Source organism: Mesorhizobium sp. NZP2077, from assembly GCF_013170805.1.
Classification (GTDB): Bacteria; Pseudomonadota; Alphaproteobacteria; order Rhizobiales; family Rhizobiaceae; genus Mesorhizobium.
Map to the genome: position 1 here is coordinate 3,925,559 of NZ_CP051293.1, position 18,727 is coordinate 3,944,285.

At 60.3% G+C, this 18,727-nt stretch carries 20 protein-coding genes, 1 tRNA gene and 2 pseudogenes; 13 read left to right on the forward strand and 10 right to left on the reverse strand.

Going from position 1 to position 18,727, the window contains the following annotated elements; translation table 11 throughout:
* Positions 1-51 precede the first annotated feature (51 nt).
* Both HGP13_RS19425 and HGP13_RS19430 read left to right on the forward strand, forming a co-directional pair.
* Positions 52-486 carry a hypothetical protein gene (locus HGP13_RS19425; protein WP_172228268.1) on the forward strand — a complete coding sequence of 145 codons (435 nt, stop codon included), beginning with the start codon at positions 52-54 and terminating at the stop codon, positions 484-486.
* A complete protein-coding gene (locus HGP13_RS19430; RefSeq protein WP_172228270.1) occupies positions 486-1,436 on the forward strand; it encodes a sterol desaturase family protein in 951 nt (316 codons plus the stop codon). The genes HGP13_RS19425 and HGP13_RS19430 overlap by 1 nt, the downstream gene beginning before the upstream one ends.
* Positions 1,437-1,442: 6 nt before the next feature.
* Here the strand turns inward: HGP13_RS19430 and trmFO are convergent, their stop codons facing one another.
* The 3 genes from trmFO to HGP13_RS19445 all read right to left on the reverse strand — a co-directional run bounded on the left by trmFO (position 1,443) and on the right by HGP13_RS19445 (position 3,762).
* Positions 1,443-2,861, reverse strand: coding sequence for a methylenetetrahydrofolate--tRNA-(uracil(54)-C(5))-methyltransferase (FADH(2)-oxidizing) TrmFO (gene trmFO, locus HGP13_RS19435; protein ID WP_172228271.1), 1,419 nt, complete (start codon positions 2,859-2,861; stop codon positions 1,443-1,445).
* Between the two features lie 570 nt (positions 2,862-3,431).
* Entirely contained in the window at positions 3,432-3,572 is a 141-nt protein-coding gene (locus HGP13_RS19440) for a DUF1127 domain-containing protein (protein ID WP_019858543.1), read from the reverse strand.
* Positions 3,573-3,621: 49 nt separating this feature from the next.
* The gene (locus HGP13_RS19445; protein WP_013531315.1) at positions 3,622-3,762 is read right to left on the reverse strand and encodes a DUF1127 domain-containing protein; all 141 of its coding nucleotides are present in this window, start codon (positions 3,760-3,762) and stop codon (positions 3,622-3,624) included.
* 236 nt (positions 3,763-3,998) lie between these two features.
* Between HGP13_RS19445 and HGP13_RS19450 the strand changes: the two genes are divergently transcribed.
* Both HGP13_RS19450 and HGP13_RS19455 read left to right on the forward strand, forming a co-directional pair.
* Positions 3,999-5,117 carry a DUF2157 domain-containing protein gene (locus HGP13_RS19450; RefSeq protein ID WP_172228272.1) on the forward strand — a complete coding sequence of 373 codons (1,119 nt, stop codon included), beginning with the start codon at positions 3,999-4,001 and terminating at the stop codon, positions 5,115-5,117.
* Positions 5,114-5,698, forward strand: coding sequence for a GDYXXLXY domain-containing protein (locus tag HGP13_RS19455; RefSeq protein WP_172228273.1), 585 nt, complete (start codon positions 5,114-5,116; stop codon positions 5,696-5,698). Before HGP13_RS19450 ends, HGP13_RS19455 begins: the two co-directional genes overlap by 4 nt.
* Before the next feature lie 138 nt (positions 5,699-5,836).
* On the opposite strand, the gene HGP13_RS19460 is transcribed toward HGP13_RS19455, so the two are convergent.
* Positions 5,837-5,919: transfer RNA gene (locus HGP13_RS19460), tRNA-Leu, on the reverse strand.
* A 396-nt stretch (positions 5,920-6,315) separates the two neighbouring features.
* Here HGP13_RS19460 and tig point away from each other — a divergent pair.
* The 3 genes from tig (at position 6,316) to HGP13_RS19475 (ending at position 8,731) form a co-directional block, all read left to right on the forward strand.
* A complete protein-coding gene (gene tig / locus HGP13_RS19465; protein ID WP_172228274.1) occupies positions 6,316-7,794 on the forward strand; it encodes a trigger factor in 1,479 nt (492 codons plus the stop codon).
* Positions 7,795-7,958: 164 nt separating this feature from the next.
* Positions 7,959-8,483, forward strand: a complete 525-nt coding sequence (locus HGP13_RS19470) for a hypothetical protein (RefSeq protein WP_172228275.1) — start codon at positions 7,959-7,961, stop codon at positions 8,481-8,483.
* 62 nt (positions 8,484-8,545) lie between these two features.
* Positions 8,546-8,731 (forward strand): hypothetical protein, encoded by a 186-nt coding sequence (locus HGP13_RS19475; RefSeq protein ID WP_172228276.1) that lies wholly within the window; start codon positions 8,546-8,548, stop codon positions 8,729-8,731.
* A 201-nt stretch (positions 8,732-8,932) separates the two neighbouring features.
* On the opposite strand, the gene HGP13_RS19480 is transcribed toward HGP13_RS19475, so the two are convergent.
* The 4 genes and pseudogenes from HGP13_RS19480 to HGP13_RS19495 form a co-directional block, all read right to left on the reverse strand.
* The gene (locus tag HGP13_RS19480; protein ID WP_172228277.1) at positions 8,933-9,751 is read right to left on the reverse strand and encodes a hypothetical protein; all 819 of its coding nucleotides are present in this window, start codon (positions 9,749-9,751) and stop codon (positions 8,933-8,935) included.
* Positions 9,752-10,050: 299 nt separating this feature from the next.
* A pseudogene (locus HGP13_RS19485) lies at positions 10,051-10,209 on the reverse strand (JAB domain-containing protein); the annotation flags it as partial.
* Positions 10,210-10,821, reverse strand: coding sequence for a DUF4336 domain-containing protein (locus tag HGP13_RS19490; RefSeq protein WP_172228278.1), 612 nt, complete (start codon positions 10,819-10,821; stop codon positions 10,210-10,212).
* A gap of 137 nt (positions 10,822-10,958) precedes the next feature.
* Positions 10,959-11,876, reverse strand: coding sequence for an NADP-dependent oxidoreductase (locus HGP13_RS19495; RefSeq protein ID WP_172228279.1), 918 nt, complete (start codon positions 11,874-11,876; stop codon positions 10,959-10,961).
* A 335-nt stretch (positions 11,877-12,211) separates the two neighbouring features.
* On the opposite strand from HGP13_RS19495, the gene HGP13_RS37595 reads away from it, so the two are divergent.
* Positions 12,212-12,451: a hypothetical protein gene (locus tag HGP13_RS37595; RefSeq protein ID WP_210266314.1), complete on the forward strand. Its 240-nt coding sequence runs from the start codon at positions 12,212-12,214 to the stop codon at positions 12,449-12,451.
* 783 nt (positions 12,452-13,234) lie between these two features.
* Here HGP13_RS37595 and HGP13_RS19505 read toward each other — a convergent pair.
* Both HGP13_RS19505 and HGP13_RS19510 read right to left on the reverse strand, forming a co-directional pair.
* A complete protein-coding gene (locus HGP13_RS19505; RefSeq protein WP_172228281.1) occupies positions 13,235-14,095 on the reverse strand; it encodes an alpha/beta hydrolase in 861 nt (286 codons plus the stop codon).
* A 197-nt stretch (positions 14,096-14,292) separates the two neighbouring features.
* Positions 14,293-14,949 (reverse strand): ABATE domain-containing protein, encoded by a 657-nt coding sequence (locus HGP13_RS19510; RefSeq protein ID WP_172228282.1) that lies wholly within the window; start codon positions 14,947-14,949, stop codon positions 14,293-14,295.
* Between HGP13_RS19510 and HGP13_RS19515 the strand changes: the two genes are divergently transcribed.
* The 5 genes and pseudogenes from HGP13_RS19515 to HGP13_RS19535 all read left to right on the forward strand — a co-directional run.
* The gene (locus tag HGP13_RS19515) at positions 14,948-15,973 is read left to right on the forward strand and encodes an EamA family transporter (RefSeq protein WP_246707063.1); all 1,026 of its coding nucleotides are present in this window, start codon (positions 14,948-14,950) and stop codon (positions 15,971-15,973) included. The genes HGP13_RS19510 and HGP13_RS19515 overlap by 2 nt on opposite strands.
* Entirely contained in the window at positions 15,931-17,097 is a 1,167-nt protein-coding gene (locus HGP13_RS19520; RefSeq protein ID WP_172228283.1) for a branched-chain amino acid ABC transporter substrate-binding protein, read from the forward strand. The genes HGP13_RS19515 and HGP13_RS19520 overlap by 43 nt, the downstream gene beginning before the upstream one ends.
* Before the next feature lie 300 nt (positions 17,098-17,397).
* Positions 17,398-17,625: a hypothetical protein gene (locus HGP13_RS19525; protein ID WP_172228284.1), complete on the forward strand. Its 228-nt coding sequence runs from the start codon at positions 17,398-17,400 to the stop codon at positions 17,623-17,625.
* 29 nt (positions 17,626-17,654) lie between these two features.
* Positions 17,655-17,927: a hypothetical protein gene (locus tag HGP13_RS19530; protein ID WP_172219740.1), complete on the forward strand. Its 273-nt coding sequence runs from the start codon at positions 17,655-17,657 to the stop codon at positions 17,925-17,927.
* A gap of 184 nt (positions 17,928-18,111) precedes the next feature.
* A pseudogene (locus tag HGP13_RS19535) lies at positions 18,112-18,522 on the forward strand (hypothetical protein); the annotation flags it as partial.
* Positions 18,523-18,727 lie beyond the last annotated feature (205 nt).

Here is an 18,727-nt window from a genome sequence, read left to right on the forward strand (position 1 = left end):
GCCGCGCCGAGAACTGTCGCCAAAGACGACAGGCCGGCCCGGAGGAAATCCATGAGCCTGCCCGTTCTGGTCGCGATCGTCGTCCTTGGCATTGCGCTGTCGGTTGCCGCGGTGCATTTTACCGGCGGTAGCAAGACGGCCACGCTGGCCAATGCGGATCAGGCGTTGAGCCGTTTCGCCGAGGATTACCCTGACGAGATGGCTGCGATAGTCCGCCTGACGGCGGATGCCAAAACAGCATTTCTGGACCTTGGACGAGGGCGCGTCGGCATCGTTCACAGCATCGGCGACTGCTTTTTGACCCGTATGGTCACGGCTGACGACGCAAAGGTGTCCAGCGCTAACGAGGCCAACACAATTCAGATGCGTCTGACGGACTTCACCTGGAATGGCGGCCGCTTCCGCTTCGCCAATGCCGGCGATGCACAGGCCTTGCTGAACGTTCTCGGGCCGCACGATGCAAATTCGGCCAGGGAGGCCGCGTGATGGACAGTTATGATTTTCCGCAGGTCACCCAGCTGGCCATTCCGTTCTTCGTCGCCGCCATCCTGATCGAGCTCTGGCTGGTGCGCACAGGCCGCGCGAAAGGCTCGTTCGAGACGCGCGACACGCTGACCAGCCTGATGATGGGCACCGGCAATGTCGTCGCCGGGCTGCTGCTTGGCGTTGTGTCCTACTGGGCGCTGCTGTGGCTGTGGCAGTTCCGCGTCTTCAATCTCGGCCTGTCGGTCTGGGTGTTCCTGGCCGCCTTCCTGCTCGATGATCTGCGCTACTACGTCTACCACCGCATCGCGCACCGGGTGCGCTGGGTGTGGGCTGAGCACGTCAACCATCATTCCAGCCAGCACTACAATCTGTCGACGGCGCTGCGGCAAAGCTGGACCGGCCTGTTCACCTTCATGTTCGTGCTGCAGGCGCCGCTGGTGCTGCTCGGCTTCCATCCGGCGGTGATTGCCTTCACCTTCGGCTTCAACCTGGTCTGGCAGTTCTGGATCCACACCGAGACGATCGGCAAGATGTGGGGCTGGTTCGAACTCATCTTCAACACGCCCTCGCATCACCGCGTCCACCACGCCACCAATCCGCGCTATCTCGATGCCAATTATGCCGGCACGCTGATCATCTGGGACCGCATGTTCGGCACCTTCGTCGATGAGCTGGAGGAGGACCGGCCGCGCTACGGCATCGTCAAGAATCTCGGCACCTTCAACGCGCTGAAAGTCGCCTTTCACGAGTGGATCGGCATGTTCAGGGATGCCTTCGCGCCGGGGCTGACCTTGAGTGATCGCCTGAATTACCTGATCAAGCCACCGGGCTGGAGCCATGATGGTTCGCGCGACACATCGGAAAGCCTGAAGGCCGCCTATGTCAGGCGAAATCCGGGTGAGGCTGGCAAGCCGGGGTTGCCGATGGCAGGTGCCGAGCCAGCCAAATAAGGGTTCTCATTCTGCGGCCTCGGCAGTTTCTGGCTGCGCCGGCAATCCCAACCATTGCCGACAGTCGGTGCGCGCACGCGACGTGATCGCATGTCTTTTAGCAACCGTCTTGTCCTTGCCGCGCAGACGCTTGCGTTCGACCTTCACCGCTTCCACTGGCGGGAACAGGCCGAAATTGACATTCATCGGTTGGAAGGAGCGCTTTCCCGGTTCGTCCTCGGAAACGATATGGCCCCCGGTGATGTGGTTGAGCAGGGCGCCGAAGGCCGTGGTCAGCGGCGGCAGCGAGGGTGCCTGGCCGACCCTCTCGGCGGCGGCGAAGCGGCCGGCGAGCAGGCCAATGGCAGCGCTTTCGACATAGCCCTCGCACCCGGTGATCTGGCCGGCAAAGCGCAAGCCCGGGCGCGATTTCAACTGCAGCGAAGCGTCGAGCAAGGTCGGCGAATTGATGTAGGTGTTGCGGTGCAGTCCGCCGAGGCGAGCGAAGTCGGCGTTTTCCAGGCCCGGAATGGTGCGGAACACGCGGACCTGTTCTGCGTGCTTGAGCTTGGTCTGGAAGCCGACCATGTTGTAGAGCGTGCCCAGCGCATTGTCCTGCCGCAGCTGGACGACGGCATAGGCCTTTACCGTCGGGTTGTGCGCATTGGTCAGCCCCATCGGCTTCATCGGCCCGTAGCGCAGCGTCTCGACGCCGCGTTCGGCCATGATCTCGATCGGCAGGCAGCCGTCGAAATAGGGCGTGCCTTCCCATTGCTTGAACTCGGTCTTCTGGCCGTCGACCAGCGCCTGAACGAAGGCAAAGTACTGGTCCTTGTCCATCGGACAGTTGATGTAGTCCTTGCCGGTGCCGCCCGGTCCGACCTTGTCGTAGCGTGACTGGAACCAGCAAATGTCCATGTCGATCGTGTCGAAATGGATGATCGGGGCGATGGCGTCGAAGAAGGCCAGCGCATCGGCGCCGGTTGCTTCGGCGATCGACTGTGCAAGCGAAGGCGCGGTCAGCGGGCCTGTGGCGATGATCGCCTGGTCCCAGTCGGCCGGCGGCAGGCCGGGCACTTCCTCGCGCTGGATGGTGATCAGCGGGTGCGCTTCGAGCTTTTTCGTCACCGCTTCGGAGAAACCGTCGCGGTCGACGGCGAGCGCGCCGCCGGCCGGCACCTGGTTGGCGTCGCCGGCGCTCATAATCAACGAGCCGGCCAACCGCATCTCGGCATGCAGCAGGCCGACGGCGTTGTTTTCGGCATCGTCGGAGCGGAAGGAATTGGAACAGACGAGTTCGGCCAGGCCATCGGTTTTGTGCGCGTCCGTACCGCGAACCGGGCGCATTTCATGCAGCACGACGGGGACGCCGGCTTGCGCTGCCTGCCATGCGGCTTCTGAACCAGCGAGACCGCCGCCAATGACGTGGATAGGGTTTTTGCTCATGAGCGCCGGAATAATCGCTTGCCGCCGCGATTGCAATTGTCGTGCTGCGGTAACGGGAAACGCTTGATCCGGAAAGCCTGCCCTGAAAACAACAACACCCGCCGGGGGAGGAGGTCCGGCGGGTGTCGTTTTTGGGGTCGACCCTCGGGAGGAGGTGAAGATCGACCGTATTCGTCATCGCCGGGGAGGAGGTCGGCTTTGACGAAATCTCTTTCGCGTTTTGAAAAGGGGCGAAACCCCTTGGAGCAAGATACATTTTGCTCCGGAGAGACAGCGCCCGCCGCGGGAGGAGGTGCGGCGGGCGCCGTTTGGTTGGCCAACCCTCGGGAGGAGGTGAAGGTCCGGCCTATTCGTCATCGCCGGGGAGGAGGTCGGCTCTGACGAAATCTCTTTCGCATTTCGAAAAGGGGCGAAACCCTTTGGAGCAAAATTCATTTTGCTCCGGGGAAACAGCGCCCGCCGCGGGAGGAGGTGCGGCGGGCGCCGTTTTGGTGGTCAACCCTCGGGAGGAGGATAAGGGCTGACCGTTCGCTGGAGGTCGGGGAGGAGGTCGACCCCAGCGAAATTCCGTTAGATCGCCCGGCGGGCGATGATCTTGATTTCGTCGCGGACGATACCGAGATCATGCAGCTGACGGTTCGAAAGGCGACCCAGCTCGGTAACCGTCTCGCGATAAACGCGCCAGTTACGATAGTTGCGGATCAGGTTCATTGTCGTTCTCTTTTCAGAAACTTGTTCGGACCATTCGCGGTCCGAAGAATTAGACCGCCTTGCGAGCGACGTAAGGAATGTCGCTGCGGCTGATGCCGAGGTCGGTCAGTTCACGGTTGCTCAGGCGGCTCAGCTCGGACACGGTGTCCCGGTAGCGGCGCCAGTTGCGGTAGTTGCGGATCAGGTTCATGGTAGTTCTCGTTTCGTCTTTCTTGCGGATCATTCCGTTTGTGTACGAACCATAAATAGGCGGGCCTATATCGATTTAAAAGCGCTATGGCTGCATGGCAGCAATGCAAATTGTGCAATGCAACATTAACGCGCCTTCACGGACCTGACACAAAGAAGCCAGAATCAGAAAGTGCCGTGGCGTCAACGGTTTGGCTGGTTCGGCTGAAAAAAACGACCTAGCGGGGGAGGCAGGGGATGGCAGGGTACTCGACACGAGTCAGGTCCGATATTGCGCGATGGCTTCAGGCAGGCCTGATCGACGCCGCGACAGCCGATTCCCTGACGCGCGACGTCGAGGCCAACGCGCGCACATCACTGAGCTTCGGTTCGATCCTGGCGATGATGGCGGCGCTGCTGTTTGGCGCGGCCATCCTGATCTTCGTCGCCGCCAACTGGGACGCCATCCCGCGGCTGGCGCGCGTGGCAGCGTTGTTTGCCATCATCTTTGGCGGCTATGTCGGCGGCGCGGTGCTGAAGACGCGCGACCATGCGGCGATCGGCGAAGCCCTGTGGATCGTGGCGGCAGCAGCCTTCGGCGGTTCGATCGCGCTGATTGGCCAGATGTATCATTTGTCCGGTGACGAGGCGTCCGCGCTGATCACCTGGGGCGCCGGCACGGCGCTGGCGGCTGTCGCGCTGCGGTCGAACCCGCTGACCGTCGCTTCGGTCGGCATCGCCGATGCCTGGCTGTTCCTCAAAGGATTCGATTATTACAACCGCAGCGACTTTCCGCATGCCTTCGTCGTCATGGCGGTCGTGCTGTTTGCCATCTCGTTCTGGACCCGCAGCCAGCCGGCGCGGCATCTGATCATCCTGTCGCTGCTCCTCTATCTCGTGCTGTTGGCCGGCAATCACGCGACGCTGCCGGTGGCGATCCCCCTGGTCATCGTCTCCGTCGTGCTTTTCGCGGCTGCCGTCTTCGCACCGGAGCCGGTCGAGAGGATCGTTCGGCTCGGCGGCCGCTTGCCCCTGCACGCGCTGCTCGGCTTCCTCACCGGCCTCGCCATCATCCAGTTCGAACTGGCCGACGAGAGCACTTACAACAGCGGTTTCACCATTGCTTCGGTTGTTGCGCTGGCGGGCATTGTCGCTGCCATCGTGCTGGCAGGACGGGAGAGCCGCGGATTGCGCTGGCTTGCCTATCTAGGCTTCGCTTTCGAACTCGCCATGATCTATGTCGTGACCTTGCAATCCATGCTCGATACGGCCGGCTTCTTCCTTGCCGCAGCGGTGCTGCTCGGCATCCTGGCGATCGTCATCATCCGCGTCGAAAAACGCATGAAGGGTCCGGCCACCGGGGGAGTCGCGGCATGATGACCGGAAAGCGGCTTGTTATCTCGGCGCTGGTGCTGGCGCTCGTCCAGATAGGCTTCCTGAGCTGGATCATCGCCGGCCGGGCGGCGATCCTGCGCCACGGCAAGGAGGTGCTGTTGAAGATCGAACCCGTCGATCCGCGCGACCTGCTGCGCGGCGACTACATTATCCTGAGCTACGACATCTCGCGCATACCGGTGAAAATGATCGCCAACATTCCCGCCGGCAAACTCTCCAGCGACGACACCTCGATTGCCGTCCGCTTGAAGAAAGGCGTCGACGGCTATTGGACACCGACCACCGCCTGGTTCGGCAAGGCACCAACGCAGGCCGCCGCGGATGAGGCTGATATATCAGGCCATGTTGCAGCGGGTTGGGATCTTCGCGAGGAAGGAGCGTCGATCGCACCGGATTACGGTATAGAACGCTTTTACCTGCCGGAAGGCGAGGGCATGGCGATCCAGAACGACATGCGGGTGCGCCCGTTCGGGATAAAGCTTGTCCTTGCCAGCGACGGCACCGCGCAGATCAAGGCACTGGTCGACGGCGACAAGACACTGTTCGAGGAGCCGCTGTATTAGGCTGCGGTGTTGGTTCCAATAGTGGTTTGGAATGGCACACGTGACAGCGCCGGTCCTCCTTCGCCAAGGCTTCGGAGGACACTCCTTCGTCTAACGAGCTTCAGGTGGCCTGCCACCCGAAGGTCGAAGAGCGAAGGGTGGTGCGGGTAGAGGGACTCGAACCCCCACGATCTCTCGCCAGAACCTAAATCTGGTGCGTCTACCAGTTCCGCCATACCCGCGTTGCCCGGCAATCCCATGTAGCCATCATTCTGTCAATCTCAGGTTCAAGATGTTGGGTCAGGTCCAAAATGTCGGGTGAGGGCCAAAATGTCGGTTCAGGGCCGAAATGTTGGTTATTCGCCTAAACGCGAAGACTGTTGAAAATTAGCCTCGCCTGTGACAAAAGGCGTGTCAAATGTGACGGGACGCGACGATCCGCTTCTACAGAATGTGATAAGAAGTAGGAAAAACAAGAACTTATTCACATTTTGGAACGCAGTTTGGGAGAGTTTGAGCCGTAATTTCGGTCAAATCGCCAGGTTCCGTACCAAAAGCCATTCCCGGCAAGATTATACCGGCAGGCTGTAAACGGCAGAGGCCGTGGCAGTCTCATTGGTGAAAACAAAGGTTTTACGATGCAGGTCACCGAAACGCTCAACTCCGGTCTCAAGCGCGAGATCAAGATCACCGTGCCGGCGGGTGACATGGAAGCCAAGCTGATGGCGCGGCTGTCGGACGCCCGCAACAAGGTTCGCATCAACGGCTTCCGGCCGGGCAAGGTGCCGGTGCAGCACCTGCGCAAGGTCTACGGCAAGTCGTTCATGGCCGAAGTGGTCAACGAGATCCTCAACGATTCGACCCGTTCGATCATCACGGGTCGTGGCGAAAAAGCCGCCATGCAGCCCGAAGTCATCATGACCGAGGACGAGAAGGAAGCCGAGAAGATCCTGGCCGGCGGTACCGACTTCGAGTTCCGCCTCAACTACGAGATCATTCCGGCGATCGAGATCAAGGATTTTTCCGACATCAAAGTGACGCGTCAGGTGTTCGACGTGCCGGACACCGAGATCGACGACCAGGTCAAGCGGGTCGCCGAATCGGCGCGCAGCTATGAGCCGAAGACCGGCAAGGCCGCTGAAGGCGACCGCGTCAGCATCGACTATGTCGGCAAGATCGACGGCGAAGCCTTCGCCGGCGGCGCCGGCACCGACCAGCCGCTGGTGCTCGGCTCCAAGGAGTTCATTCCGGGCTTCGAGGACCAGTTGGTCGGCGCCAAGGCCGGCGACGAAAAGCAGGTCACCGTGACCTTCCCGGAAAACTACCAGGCGGCCCATCTGGCCGGCAAGGAAGCCACCTTCGACGTCACCGTCAAGGAAGTGTCGAAGCCGGGCGAACTGGAAATCAACGACGAGACCGCCAAGAACCTTGGCCTGGAATCGCTGGAGCGCCTGCGTGAGATCGTGCGCGGCCAGATCGAGAACCAGTTCGGCTCGATGACGCGCCAGAAGGTCAAGCGCCAGCTGCTCGACCAACTCGACGCGGCCTATTCGTTCGAGGCGCCGTCGAAGCTCATCGAGGCCGAGTTCAACAACATCTGGGCGCAGGTCAACCGCGATCTGGAAGCCGCTGGCCGCACCTTCGCCGACGAAGAGACGACCGAGGAAGAGGCCCGCGCCGAATATCTGCGTCTTGCCGAACGCCGCGTGCGTCTCGGCCTGGTGCTGGCCGAGATCGGCGAGAAGGCCGGTGTCACCGTTTCGGACGAGGAATTGCAGCGCGGCCTGTTCGAGCAGGTTCGCCGCTTCCCGGCCAACCAGCAGCAGGAAGCTTTCGAGTTCTACCGCAACAATCCCGAGGCGCTGAATGCGCTGCGCGCACCGATGTTCGAGGAGAAGGTGGTCGACCACCTGCTCGGCCAGATCTCGGTCACCGACGTCAAGGTCAGCAAGGAAGAGCTGATGGCCGACGACGAGGACGCGGAAACCGCGACCAAGGCGAAGCCGGCGAAGAAGGCCGCGGCCAAGAAGGCTGAAGCCAAGGCGAACGAGGACGAGGCGGAAGAGCCGAAGAAGAAGGCTGCGCCGAAGAAAAAGGCTGCCAAGGACGCCGAATAAGGTCCCGCACTTCATGGAATCGACGAAGGCCGCCCTCGGGGCGGCCTTTTTCGTTGCGAAACTGCAACAGCCGATTGACTTCGCAGGAGGCGGCACTTGGCTAAACCAAGCGCTAATCACTATCTGCACTGTTGCTGCAAATCGTGTGGTTCCTGGAGGGGGCGTTGAGCCTATTCTTCGAAACGGGGCGTGCCGTCGTCCTGGCGCTTGTTCTGGCCTTCGCCTGCGATCTTGCCCAAGCCGACGCGCTTGCCGGCGAGTGGCGCTTTTTCACGGAAGACGGTGGCCTTGTCACCGCTTCGCTTCATGGCACCAACAAACTGATCACGGGTGGCGGCGCCTTGAGCTACAGCCCGGTCCTGACCATTGCCTGCCGGGCCGACGGCGAACCGCGCTGGACCGAATGGCTGCAATTGAATGACGGGGTTTCGGCCAGCCGCAAGATCACCATGTCGGTCACCGTCGACGGCGGCGGCAAGTTCGACGAGAGTTGGTCGGTCGGGTCACGTGGCCGAATCCTGGTGCGCGACGGCGCTGACGGTATCAAGCGCCTTGTTCCCGCAAGCCGGCTGTCGCTTTCCTGGCGGTTCGGACTGTTGTCCGGCCGCGGCCAGGCGGATTTCGACCTCACCGGGCTTGAGACGGCGGTCGAGCAGATCGCCGGGACCTGCCGTACCAATCCGCCCTGATCAGACTCTGGCGCTTTGGTTGGTAAGCGGCCCCCGAAACCGCCTTCCCGAAAAGACCTCCAGTGCCTGCGCCCGACCATGCCTTCGCCAATGACAATGTGATTTTCGCGGCCCAGTTCGAAGAGCAGGAATTCATCGCGCTTGGCCGCGAGGACCGCACGAGGCAGGATATCGAGCGCGCCCTGGATGACGCGGGGTTGCCGACTACCGTTTCGAAACGCCGTTCACTCCGGCTCGGCCTGACCTGAATCTCAATTAATTGGCCGACTTGTCAATCTGATTTCAGCAGTCGACGAGGACTCGCAGCGCTTTCCGGCAACTTAGCTCGCAGCTGCCGCTCCGGAATGGCCGTCGGGCGTTTCTGGCACGGCCAGAAACAGCAATGCCGCCGGGCCGACCCGACGGCATCGTCTTGGACAAATCAGGATACCGCGGTTGTGCTCGACGCTCTAAGGTGTCGCCTGTGCTTCGATCTTGGTAGCCATCTGGTCGATCTTGCCGGCGAGGACGCCCTGGGCCCAGGCCGTGACATCAGCATCGACGGGCTTGTTGGCCATGTCCGCCAGCGCCGCGTCGAGTGATGCCTGATCGGTGCCGACGGTCGCCGTGACCGCAGCTGCCTCGGCCTGGTCGGCCGCCGTGTTGTCGGCGGTGACCACTGCCTGCTGAGCAGTGACCTCGGCCTGCAGAGCCGATATCTTCCCAGGCAGGGCCGCCTGGTCTGCGGGCGACATGGCGGCAATCTGAGCCGCCGTCAGTGACGTCAGCGCGCTCAGTTGCGTATTCAGGGCATCCAATTGGGCCTGGGCTGCGGCCGCTGTGGCGGCTGCCGCATCAGCGGCGGCCTGGGCGACCTTGGCTTTCGCGGACTGCGTCACAAACGCCTGAATGGCGGCGAACTTCTTGCTCTTCGAGTTCATATAGGCGTTGATGTTGCGCTGCAGCGAGTTCAGCCGACCAAGCTTGGCGTGGATGTTCTTCTCCTTGGGTACGGACGAGACCTCAGTCGTATCGACCGTCGTGTCCGTTTCCGACTTGGCCACCTGTCCCTTGGCTGACGACGACTTGCCGTGCGAAGCGCCGCTGTTGCCATGCGAGGCGCCACCATTGCCCTTGCCGTTACCACCCCCGTTGCCGCCGCCATTGCCGTTGCCACCGCCATTGCCGTTGCCACCGCCGCCGCCGTTGCCACCGGCTCCGGCGAGCACCGGGGACGCCAGAAGCGCCAATGCGGCAAGCGCCGCGAACAGAGTTTTTCGGTTTGTCATGGGTAACCTCCTCGGGGAATCGCCATCCGCCCGACAGCTAAGGAAGCGTCGTATGAGGAATTGCTAAATGTACAGAGTAAACTTTAGACAAATGCGGTCTCAATACGCGATCTGGCAACCAGAGGGCACCGTAACCTTTTGATATTTCATAAGAATTCTTGCCATGAAACTGCTGCAGTACTGAAGTCCCATGTCGGCCGGACTATGGTCCTAGTTGCCAATCCGCGTCACAGCAACAGCCACGCGGATCCGGCGAAGACGACTTCGGCGGCATAGGGGGTCGCTGCCTAGATAGGCAACTAACCCTTCATGCTGGAATGGCCTTTGCGCCCGATGATGATGTGGTCGTGCACGGAAATGCCCAACCGCTTGGCCGCGTCGATGATCTCTTTCGTCATCTCGATATCGGCGCGCGACGGCGTCGGGTCGCCCGACGGGTGATTGTGGATCACGATCAGTCACGCTGGATCACGTTGGTACACGGTGGAGCAAGAAACCTTGGGCGGATTTAGCGCGCCAAAGCGGGGTATTGAGCTGGGGCAGGGGATTTCGACGATTTTCGAAAGCCTTGCGATTGGCCGCATCCACCAAGGCCAATGACGTTTCAAGAACGTCTCGCTGAGGGTCTGCGAGAGGTCGGCGATGATGGCGGTGCACGACGCCCGGTGAAAGAAGATCAATTCGTCCATGAAAGGCGAGTTGGTGAAATAGAATTGGTCGATCTGCCCGCTCCATTCGGCGGGCGGATCGTCGGCTAGTACCCCGGCAAAATGGAGTTCCCTGCACTTAGCGGTTGTCGCCGCCGTTGCCCACAAATTCGCGCCTGGGAATGCGGCCTGCCACTCTCCCAGAAACAGGTAGTGCAGTTTGTTGGGGCTGACGATATGCCGAACAGGACCTAGCGCCCGAATCTCGCCCTCGATCGCTGCCGTCTTTTCTACTGGCGACCATAGCCATAGCCCACCATCGGCAAGTCGGACGACGACCATCCGCGTCGGATAGTCGACGCCTTTGAACGAAACGACTCCGCCATCCGCAAACCACAGGTCCGATCCCAGCGGCTCCAGCATGATCGTGAAGTCTAACCTGCCAAGAGGACGCTTTCCACCCCATGAGGGCGGTCGCACCGATTGCGGCCATATCGACCACGGTCGTCCAAAATGTTGCTGGTGCGACGGTTGCGAATATCCTCATTCTCGCTGAGTTCTCATGGACGAACGCGGATAACCGTCTTTCCCGCACGCCGCTCGGTTGAGTTGAAAGTGGCGACGGCATCATCCAGGCTTGAAACTTTGCCGATGTTCGTCCGCAGTCTTCCGTCTCGAACCCGCTGGACTACCTCGGATAGGTGCGCGCGATTGGCCTCGACGACGAAGTCGCTCGTCCGGCCGTCGGCGGGGCGAACATCCGTCGGTGCGACTACGGTTACCAGCGTGCCGCCTGCACGGATCAGCGCTGCCGACCGCTTCTGAATGTCACCGCCGATGACGTCGAATACCAAATCAACGCCGCCGACATCTTCCAGTGTGTCGTTCCCAAGGTCGACAAATTCATTCGCGCCGAAGTCGAGCGCCTTCTGGCGGTCCGCGGCGCGTCCGGTGCCGATGACATAGGCGCCGGCCTCCCGCGCGAGTTGCGTCACCATCGAACCGACGGCGCCGGCAGCCCCATGCGCAAGCACGCTCTGCCCCGCCTGAAGGCGGCCATGCTGAAACAGGCCCTGCCACGCAGTCAGGCCCGAGATCGGCAAGCTCGCGCCCACCGTGAAGTCGACGTCGCCCGGCAGCGGCGCGAGGTTGCGTGCCTCCATGGCGACATGTTCGGCGAGGGTGCCGTCGCGGTGCCAGTCCGACAGGCCGAACACCCGCTGACCGACTGAAAGCCCCGTAGTGCCGTAGCCAAGCGCGGTGACGACGCCGGCCAATTCGTGGCCGAGGATCGACGGCGTCCGGTCACGAAAGGCGCGGTCTGCCCAGGTCGAAGGCCACTCCAGTTCGGTGTTGACGAATCCTGCCGCATGAACCTGAACGACAACGTCGTTGATCGCCGCCTGCGGCTCAGGCCGATCTACCAGCTTCATTCCGGCCGTTCCCGCGTTCTGATCCGTTACAACGATTGCCTTCATCGGTAGTGCCTCCTCTGCCGTTCGTTCGTGGAAATGCCGCTTGTATGGACAGACCGTTCGACGTCTCGCCCTGGACAGTCGGTCGCTGACTCAATCGTCGCAGCTTTGGGCAAAAATTGCCAATAGCCGGCATGTATAGTTTCCATGCCGGTGGTAATTGCCCAGGAAGGACTTGCTGGATCTGGAAACGGGCGGGACGAATGAGGGCAGACCTATGGATCTCAACCCGATCAGATATTTCCTGAACCTGGCGGTATCCTCAACTTCACCGAAGCCGCCATGCGAAGCGGTGTGTCCCAGCCCACGCTTACCCGCGCGATCCAGCGGGGGGCGGAATGCTGGTCTATCGCGATGGAAAAGATAGTCGGCTGACTGACCTTGGCCGCGACCTCCGATCCGAATTCGCCGCGATCGTGGACAGGGAGCAGCGGATTCGGGCGATATCCCTCAACCGGGTTCGCGGCCGCCGCGAGACGTTGACGCTGGGCATCGTGAACACCATCGCGCCGGCGCTGATCACCGGCTTCGTTTCACACGCCCTTCGACAGATGCCGATGCTCGAACTGGTTCTCTAGCCGATCACACGCGATCGGGGAATGGAGATGCTCCTCAGTGGGCAGATCGATGGGTGCTTCTGTACGGATCCGCCGGCCGGAAACAACCAGTTCGCCACTGTCGAAATGTTCAGTGAGCGGCTGTTGCTGGCGTTAGCGCAAGGGCACATCTTGGCAAACCGGGACTAGGTTTCGCGGAATTCCGTAAGGGATTCCGCTACGCCTATTTCATGGCGGGACGATACGAGGATGCACTGCACGTTCTGGAGCGCCTGCCGCTCGAAAACTATAACAGCTTCTCTTGGATCGTTCGCGCTGCCGTTTATGTTGAACTTGGCCGTGACGAGAGGCCAGGACCTGGGTGGCCAAGGCCCTTCCGAAATATCCAGAGCGACCATCGAAGGCTTCGTGAATGGACCTGGGTGGAGCGATTCCGAGCGGAAGCGAATAATCGCGATGAGACACGCTCGTTTTCCGCCTTGCGCTCTGCTGGATCAGCCCAACGGAGTCACCAGCCCATTCGCATTGCGGAATGCGTGAACTCAAAAGACCGCAGGCCATCAGCTTTGTGACCGGAGTCGATAGCGTGATCGAAGTGGATAGCGGAACAGCACTTTTTAATCGCAGAAACGCGCTCCGTGCCGGGCGGCCACCCACGCCGATGACCGCTTTGGCGCACCATCGAACTCCAGCGCAGTTTCCAGTGTCCGCTGTGAGGCGATCGCGCAACGAAATTTAACGGCCGACAGGCTAAGGGTTTTGAGTGCCGGCAGGCGCAAATATCCTATCCTGTCGCTACTGTTGCTACGGCGCGGCGACGAAGGTTGCGATGGCTTCAGCTATGAATTGCGGATCCTCTTCCGGCACCCAATGCGCTGCCTTCGGGCTGGTCCGATGGTCGACCTGTGCGGCGATCTCCCGCGCCATCTGTGGCATCCATTTGGCCAGACCACCGGCTTCGCCGGCCAACGTAAGCAGGGGCATCTCCAGCTTGCCCTGCTTGCGCGCTCTTTCGATCGCGCAGCAGTCGTCGTCAAATGCGCGATACAATTCGAACGCTGCGCGCATGGCGCCGGGCGTTGAATACGCATCGACGTAGAGGTCAAAGTCATCACCGCTGATAGCAGAAGGGTCGAAGATCCGCACACCGATGATGTGATGCAGATAGCCACGCTCACGGCCGTGGACGAGATGCTCGGCGATGTCACGTGCCTGGTGAAAGGCGACATGCCAGCCGCGCGGATCACCTCGCATCGCCGTCATGAACGACGTCCCTTGAAGAGGCGCGTCGATAAGGACGAGGTGCGAAACGAACTCGCGAAAGCGGAATGCGAAGGCGAGAGCCACCATTGCGCCGATATCGTGACCGACGAGCGCAATTGGCTGCTGGACAGCGAGATGTTCGCGAAGGAGAGCCTCTATGTCACCGGCCATCGTCCATTTGTCGTAACCGCCGGCCGGCTTCGACGAGCCGCCCGCACCGCGATAATCCGGGACGATGACGCGAAAACCCATTTCGACCAGAAGCGGAGAGACTTTGCGCCACTCGTGACCGGTCTGCGGGAAACCGTGAAGCAGAACGGCGGTGCGCGGACCTTCTCCATATGCGGCAAAATGCAATTTCACATCGTTCCCGATACTTACTACGGCATGTTGAGATGTCATGGTAATCAGGCCCTCAATGCGTTCGTCCCTCGATACGTCCAAGGCTTGTTGGTCTAGCTCTTAAGCTTAGAGCGTGTGCGCCGATCAGCCAGTCCTCGACGTCGTAGCGGATATTGCGGAAAACGCGGGTGGTCGCCGAGCCCGCAAGATAGCCTGCCTGAGTTTCTCCGCCCGCCGAACAGAATGGCTCACACTGGTCAACTCTTTTCGCTCGACGACTTCTGTTTCTTGGTCCGTTCGTAGTGCCGCCGGGCCTTTGCCCGGTTGCCGCAATCTCCCATCGAGCACCAGCGACGATTCTGTGCTCGGCTTTCATCGATAAAAAGCCAGCCACACCCCCTGTCGTCCTGACACTGACGAATCCTATCTGCCCTGACGCCGGTCAGAAGTTCGGCTGCCGAAAGAGCAATGGGGATCAACAGGGTTATGTCAGCGGCTTGGACGCTCGGCACCTCCCACCTGTACACGCCCGCACGCCAGGCGATGCCAGGACTCTGAACATGGCGGGACAGGAAGTTGTTGAAGGCGGCGACGTCTGTCTCAGCAGGGGCCTTGCGGTCGATGCGCGAGCTGAGAAGATTGTAGATCAGTTCACGCAAGGCAATTGCGCTTTCATAGAGCGTTTTTGCTAGGTCTTCATCCTGTTTCCCAACAAGTTGCAGACGCGTGTGCTGGTCCTTGCTCAGCAGCCCATTGGATTGCAGCCACAACAGCAACTCAGCGGCTGAGCGTAACCGCTCTTCGACCTCGGAGCGCAATCTCCATGCCGCCGTGTTCACGAAGCGGATCGCCAAATCATCGACAGGCGGATCCGCGTTTGTCGACTTGGGACCGTGAGAACTTGCGCCTGTCATGGAACCAATGCCGCTATTAGGTTTTATTCCAATGCCTAACCCTTTAGAAGGTTATAAATTGATGGCGCCCAATTCAAGAGCAAATACGCCAATCCTGTTCGGGTTTGCTGCAATCTATCTCATTTGGGGCTCCACGTATCTCGCATTGGCTCTCGCCCTGCAAACCATGCCTCCTTTTGCGCTGATGGGTACGAGGTCGATTGTCGGCGGCCTGCTTTTGTTGGCCTTTGCAGGCATCACCGGCGGGGGGAAAGGTTCGGCGAAATCATGGCTGCGGGCCGGCGTCTGTGGCATCCTGTTTTTCGTCGGCTGCCACGGCGTACTGGCTTACGCGGAGCAGCGAGTGCCGTCGGGGCTCGCCGCCCTCCTGCTGGCAACAATTCCATTCTGGATCATTGGTGGCAGAAGCGTCCTTGGCAGATCTGATCAACCTTTGGCCAGAACGATGCTGTTGCTTTTGCCGGGTCTGGGCGGTGTTGTGCTGGTCGCCTGGCGCAGCATCGAAGGTCCGGCAGCGCTCCAATTTTCTGACATTCTGCTGCTGCTTGCCGCATCAGTATCGTGGGCTCTCGGCACGATCATTGCCGAAGGTCACAAGGACTCGGCGTCATCGGTCGTTCTTTCCGGCAGGGAATTGGTCGCCGGCGGGATGGTGCTGTTGCTGTTGAGCGCGTGGCGGGGCGAACCTGCCAACATCGACCTGTCGGCTATATCACTGACGTCCCTGGCGGGCTGGTGCTATCTCACCCTCGCCGGCACGGTCGTAGCGTTTGGATCATACATCTGGCTGCTCAAGAGGGTCCCGCCGACGCTGGTCGCGACATACACCTTCGTCAATCCGGCCATCGCTGTACTGCTGGGGTGGGCGTTCCTGGGCGAAGAACTCACGGTCATCACGGTAGTCGGCGGTCTGCTGGTCATCGCATCGGTGGCCGGCTTGCTGCTCGCAAATCACAGGTCGAAACGAGAGGAGACGAATTCATGGTCGACGGAGCAAACAATCCCAGCGGTCGCAAAACGGTGAAAATCGGTGTCGTCGCACCGCTGTCCGGCAAGGGCGCAAAACTCGGTCTTGAGATGGCTCAGGCAGTCGAACTGGCTATCGAGGACGCGAATGCCAGTCGGGACGGCCCGGACATCGTTTTTGAACTGGTTCGTTGTGACGACAAGGGTGATGAATCCGAAGGCAATCGAGTCGCTACGGCATTGATAGAAGACAATGACGTCCTAGGCGTTGTTGGGCACTACAACAGCAATGTCACCTTGGCGGTGGCTCAGACCTACTGCGATGCGTCGATGCCCCTTGTCTCGCCCATCGTCTCAAATCCGAGACTGACGGAACAGGGCTGGTCAAATGTGTTTCGGTTCACCAATCGTGACGATGAAACCGCTTCGGCAATAGCCGACCACCTGTCCGGCCAACTGAAAAAGCGGCGAGCTGTCGTGGTAAAAACCGATACGGTCTATGGCCAGAGTATGAGCGAGGAGTTTGTTCGCGCCTTCGAGAAAATTGGGGGAACGGCGGTTCGAGAATATGTCGTCGAGGAAGGAACGACCGAGTTTGGCTCCATTGTGGGGAGTTTTCCAGAAAACATTGATCTCGTTTTCTACGGCGGCACATTTGAAGGCGCACCACTTTTGAAAGCGATGCGAGCGGCGGGCCTGCAGCACCTTTTGGCGACCGGCGACGGCTGCTGGGACGTTTGGAATTTTCTTGAGCCGACCGGAGAGGTCGCTGAGCGCGGGGAGGGCGTGCTCGTTCTCTCGGCTTGTCCAGAAATTGGAATGGTCGCAGGCTCGAGCGAGTTTGCTTCACGCTATGCTGACCGCTTCGGGCCTGTTGGGAACTACGCCGTCAACTGCTACGACGCGGCGACCGTTCTGATCGAAGCAATAGTCGCGGCTGTGGCTTCCGAGAATGCGCCCACCCGTCGAAGTGTGCTGTCAGCGCTCCAGAAAACGCAGCATCAAGGGATTGCCTACCCAGCGCCCGTAAAATGGGACGGAAAGCAAGACAATGTTGCGGCTTTGACTGCTTTGCATGTGGCCGACGCAGGGCAATTTAGGCAAGTTGCAATGGCGGCACGGCCAACGCGTTTGCCCGGGCTAGAAGATATTCACAACGCGAACGGCCCCTTTGCACCTTAGTTTGGTCGTTTGAGCGATGGTTGCCACTGCCCGACCCCGGAACCGCTTAAGCGTAAGAGAGGTGAGGTCGCCGCGCCGGCATTACCTTCGTTGCAGTGGCAGAGGCAGAGGATGGTGAGAAGGCTATCCCGATGCGTGATTGTGATGACGATCAGTCACGCTGGAAACCGAGGCCCCAGTGACGTCATCCTTCTGTTATGTCGTATCGGGTTGGCGGTTCAGTACGGAACCGTACAATCGATTGATCTGCGTCGTGGACAGGATCAAAATGACGCCGAGATGACCATGGGGAGGAGCCGCATGAGCATCGCCAGATGGGCAATAAGACCTGTCGGTACCGCTAGGGATTTTCTGGCATCAGAGCTTCGAAATGCCCGATATGGCGATATCGTCTCGGTCAAGGCGGCTATCGAGGCCGTGCGCAGGGAAGCGCCTTTTTTGCAGGATACGGACGATGAGTTGACGGAGAAGATCGTCGATCTGGCAAGGGAACGGCGGCTCGCCGTCCTTTTTGACTCTCGCGGTTGATCGATGGCCGAACGACGTGACGCCGATCGATGCCGCTTGGTATGAAACCGACAATTGGTTCATGGCAGGAAATGCGCGATCCTTGGAAAATGGAACGCCGGTTGGACGACAAACTCGATTGCAAGGCTTGCGGGACGATCCAGATGGACATTCCCGACGATGCCACGGAGTCGACGCCAATTCATTGCAGCAAGTGCGGTGCCTTTCTGGGCGAATGGGGCGAGCTGCAGGATGATTTCTACCGCCAGGCTCGCGATACCGAAGCCTTCGACCTGCGCAACGGAAACATCATCAAGAAGTAGCTGCGGCCGCAGGATGCAACAGCCTCGGTCCTGGATCGATAGCCGGTGTCGCCGCCCCTCTCCATGAATGCGCTGTGGACATTCACGATCCCGGCCGCTTCGCTCTCCGGCCCTTGTCGAGGCATCACCGTGCGATAATTCTCCTGAAGGCGTGGGCGCTTCTCACTCTCGACAGGAGCCTGCCATGAAACATCAGACACTCGACCAACTGCATGCCGTCGCCAGAATCCACGGCGGCATATACGGGAGCGACGCGGACCCAGCGTATCGAGCGTTGGGCCGAACTTCTCGATCAACATCCAGAGCGACACCTCGCAGCGTTTACAGGTACGGAATATTTGCACTCGGAGGAACGTGGCAGGGTGCGTGGCGAAGGATCGGCGATTGCGGTTGCCTTCGAAGACCCCGTGCTTCGCGCATCGGGCCTGAAAGACGACACCTACGGCGAAGCAAAGCGCTTCTTCGAGTTGAGCGACTGGCAACTGCACGACATCGTCTGTGACTGTCATATCGGCGCTACAATGAAAGCGCGTTTGGCCGCTGCTCGGTTCGCGCAACGATTGGTTGGAATAGACTCTTTGCGTGGTTGAGGCAAAGGATGGTGCGCTCACAGCAAAGGGGTCGCAGTCTACTCCCTACTCCGGCGACCCTTCGAAGCGCGGATGCCCAAGCGGCAACTCACATCTTCACCGCGGACAGTCAGGGTCTGGCCGGGTCGTAGCACGTGGAATCCTTTGTACGAAACTTACCAAGCGGGCGGGCCGGGGAACCAAATTGCCATCGAAATATTGTGCGAGCAA

What these genes read in the sequence shown, in the direction of transcription:
- HGP13_RS19425 (WP_172228268.1), top strand. Translation starts at nt 52, where the DNA reads ATGAGCCTGCCCGTTCTGGTCGCGATCGTCGTCCTTGGCATTGCGCTG.
- HGP13_RS19430 (WP_172228270.1), top strand. Translation starts at nt 486, where the DNA reads ATGGACAGTTATGATTTTCCGCAGGTCACCCAGCTGGCCATTCCGTTC.
- trmFO (WP_172228271.1), bottom strand. Translation starts at nt 2,861, where the DNA reads ATGAGCAAAAACCCTATCCACGTCATTGGCGGCGGTCTCGCTGGTTCA.
- HGP13_RS19440 (WP_019858543.1), bottom strand. Translation starts at nt 3,572, where the DNA reads ATGAACCTGATCCGCAACTATCGTAACTGGCGCGTTTATCGCGAGACG.
- HGP13_RS19445 (WP_013531315.1), bottom strand. Translation starts at nt 3,762, where the DNA reads ATGAACCTGATCCGCAACTACCGCAACTGGCGCCGCTACCGGGACACC.
- HGP13_RS19450 (WP_172228272.1), top strand. Translation starts at nt 3,999, where the DNA reads ATGGCAGGGTACTCGACACGAGTCAGGTCCGATATTGCGCGATGGCTT.
- HGP13_RS19455 (WP_172228273.1), top strand. Translation starts at nt 5,114, where the DNA reads ATGATGACCGGAAAGCGGCTTGTTATCTCGGCGCTGGTGCTGGCGCTC.
- tig (WP_172228274.1), top strand. Translation starts at nt 6,316, where the DNA reads ATGCAGGTCACCGAAACGCTCAACTCCGGTCTCAAGCGCGAGATCAAG.
- HGP13_RS19480 (WP_172228277.1), bottom strand. Translation starts at nt 9,751, where the DNA reads ATGACAAACCGAAAAACTCTGTTCGCGGCGCTTGCCGCATTGGCGCTT.
- HGP13_RS19490 (WP_172228278.1), bottom strand. Translation starts at nt 10,821, where the DNA reads ATGCTGGAGCCGCTGGGATCGGACCTGTGGTTTGCGGATGGCGGAGTC.
- HGP13_RS19495 (WP_172228279.1), bottom strand. Translation starts at nt 11,876, where the DNA reads ATGAAGGCAATCGTTGTAACGGATCAGAACGCGGGAACGGCCGGAATG.
- HGP13_RS37595 (WP_210266314.1), top strand. Translation starts at nt 12,212, where the DNA reads ATGCTGGTCTATCGCGATGGAAAAGATAGTCGGCTGACTGACCTTGGC.
- HGP13_RS19505 (WP_172228281.1), bottom strand. Translation starts at nt 14,095, where the DNA reads ATGACATCTCAACATGCCGTAGTAAGTATCGGGAACGATGTGAAATTG.
- HGP13_RS19515 (WP_246707063.1), top strand. Translation starts at nt 14,948, where the DNA reads ATGGAACCAATGCCGCTATTAGGTTTTATTCCAATGCCTAACCCTTTA.
- HGP13_RS19510 (WP_172228282.1), bottom strand. Translation starts at nt 14,949, where the DNA reads ATGACAGGCGCAAGTTCTCACGGTCCCAAGTCGACAAACGCGGATCCG.
- HGP13_RS19520 (WP_172228283.1), top strand. Translation starts at nt 15,931, where the DNA reads ATGGTCGACGGAGCAAACAATCCCAGCGGTCGCAAAACGGTGAAAATC.
- HGP13_RS19525 (WP_172228284.1), top strand. Translation starts at nt 17,398, where the DNA reads ATGAGCATCGCCAGATGGGCAATAAGACCTGTCGGTACCGCTAGGGAT.
- HGP13_RS19530 (WP_172219740.1), top strand. Translation starts at nt 17,655, where the DNA reads ATGCCGCTTGGTATGAAACCGACAATTGGTTCATGGCAGGAAATGCGC.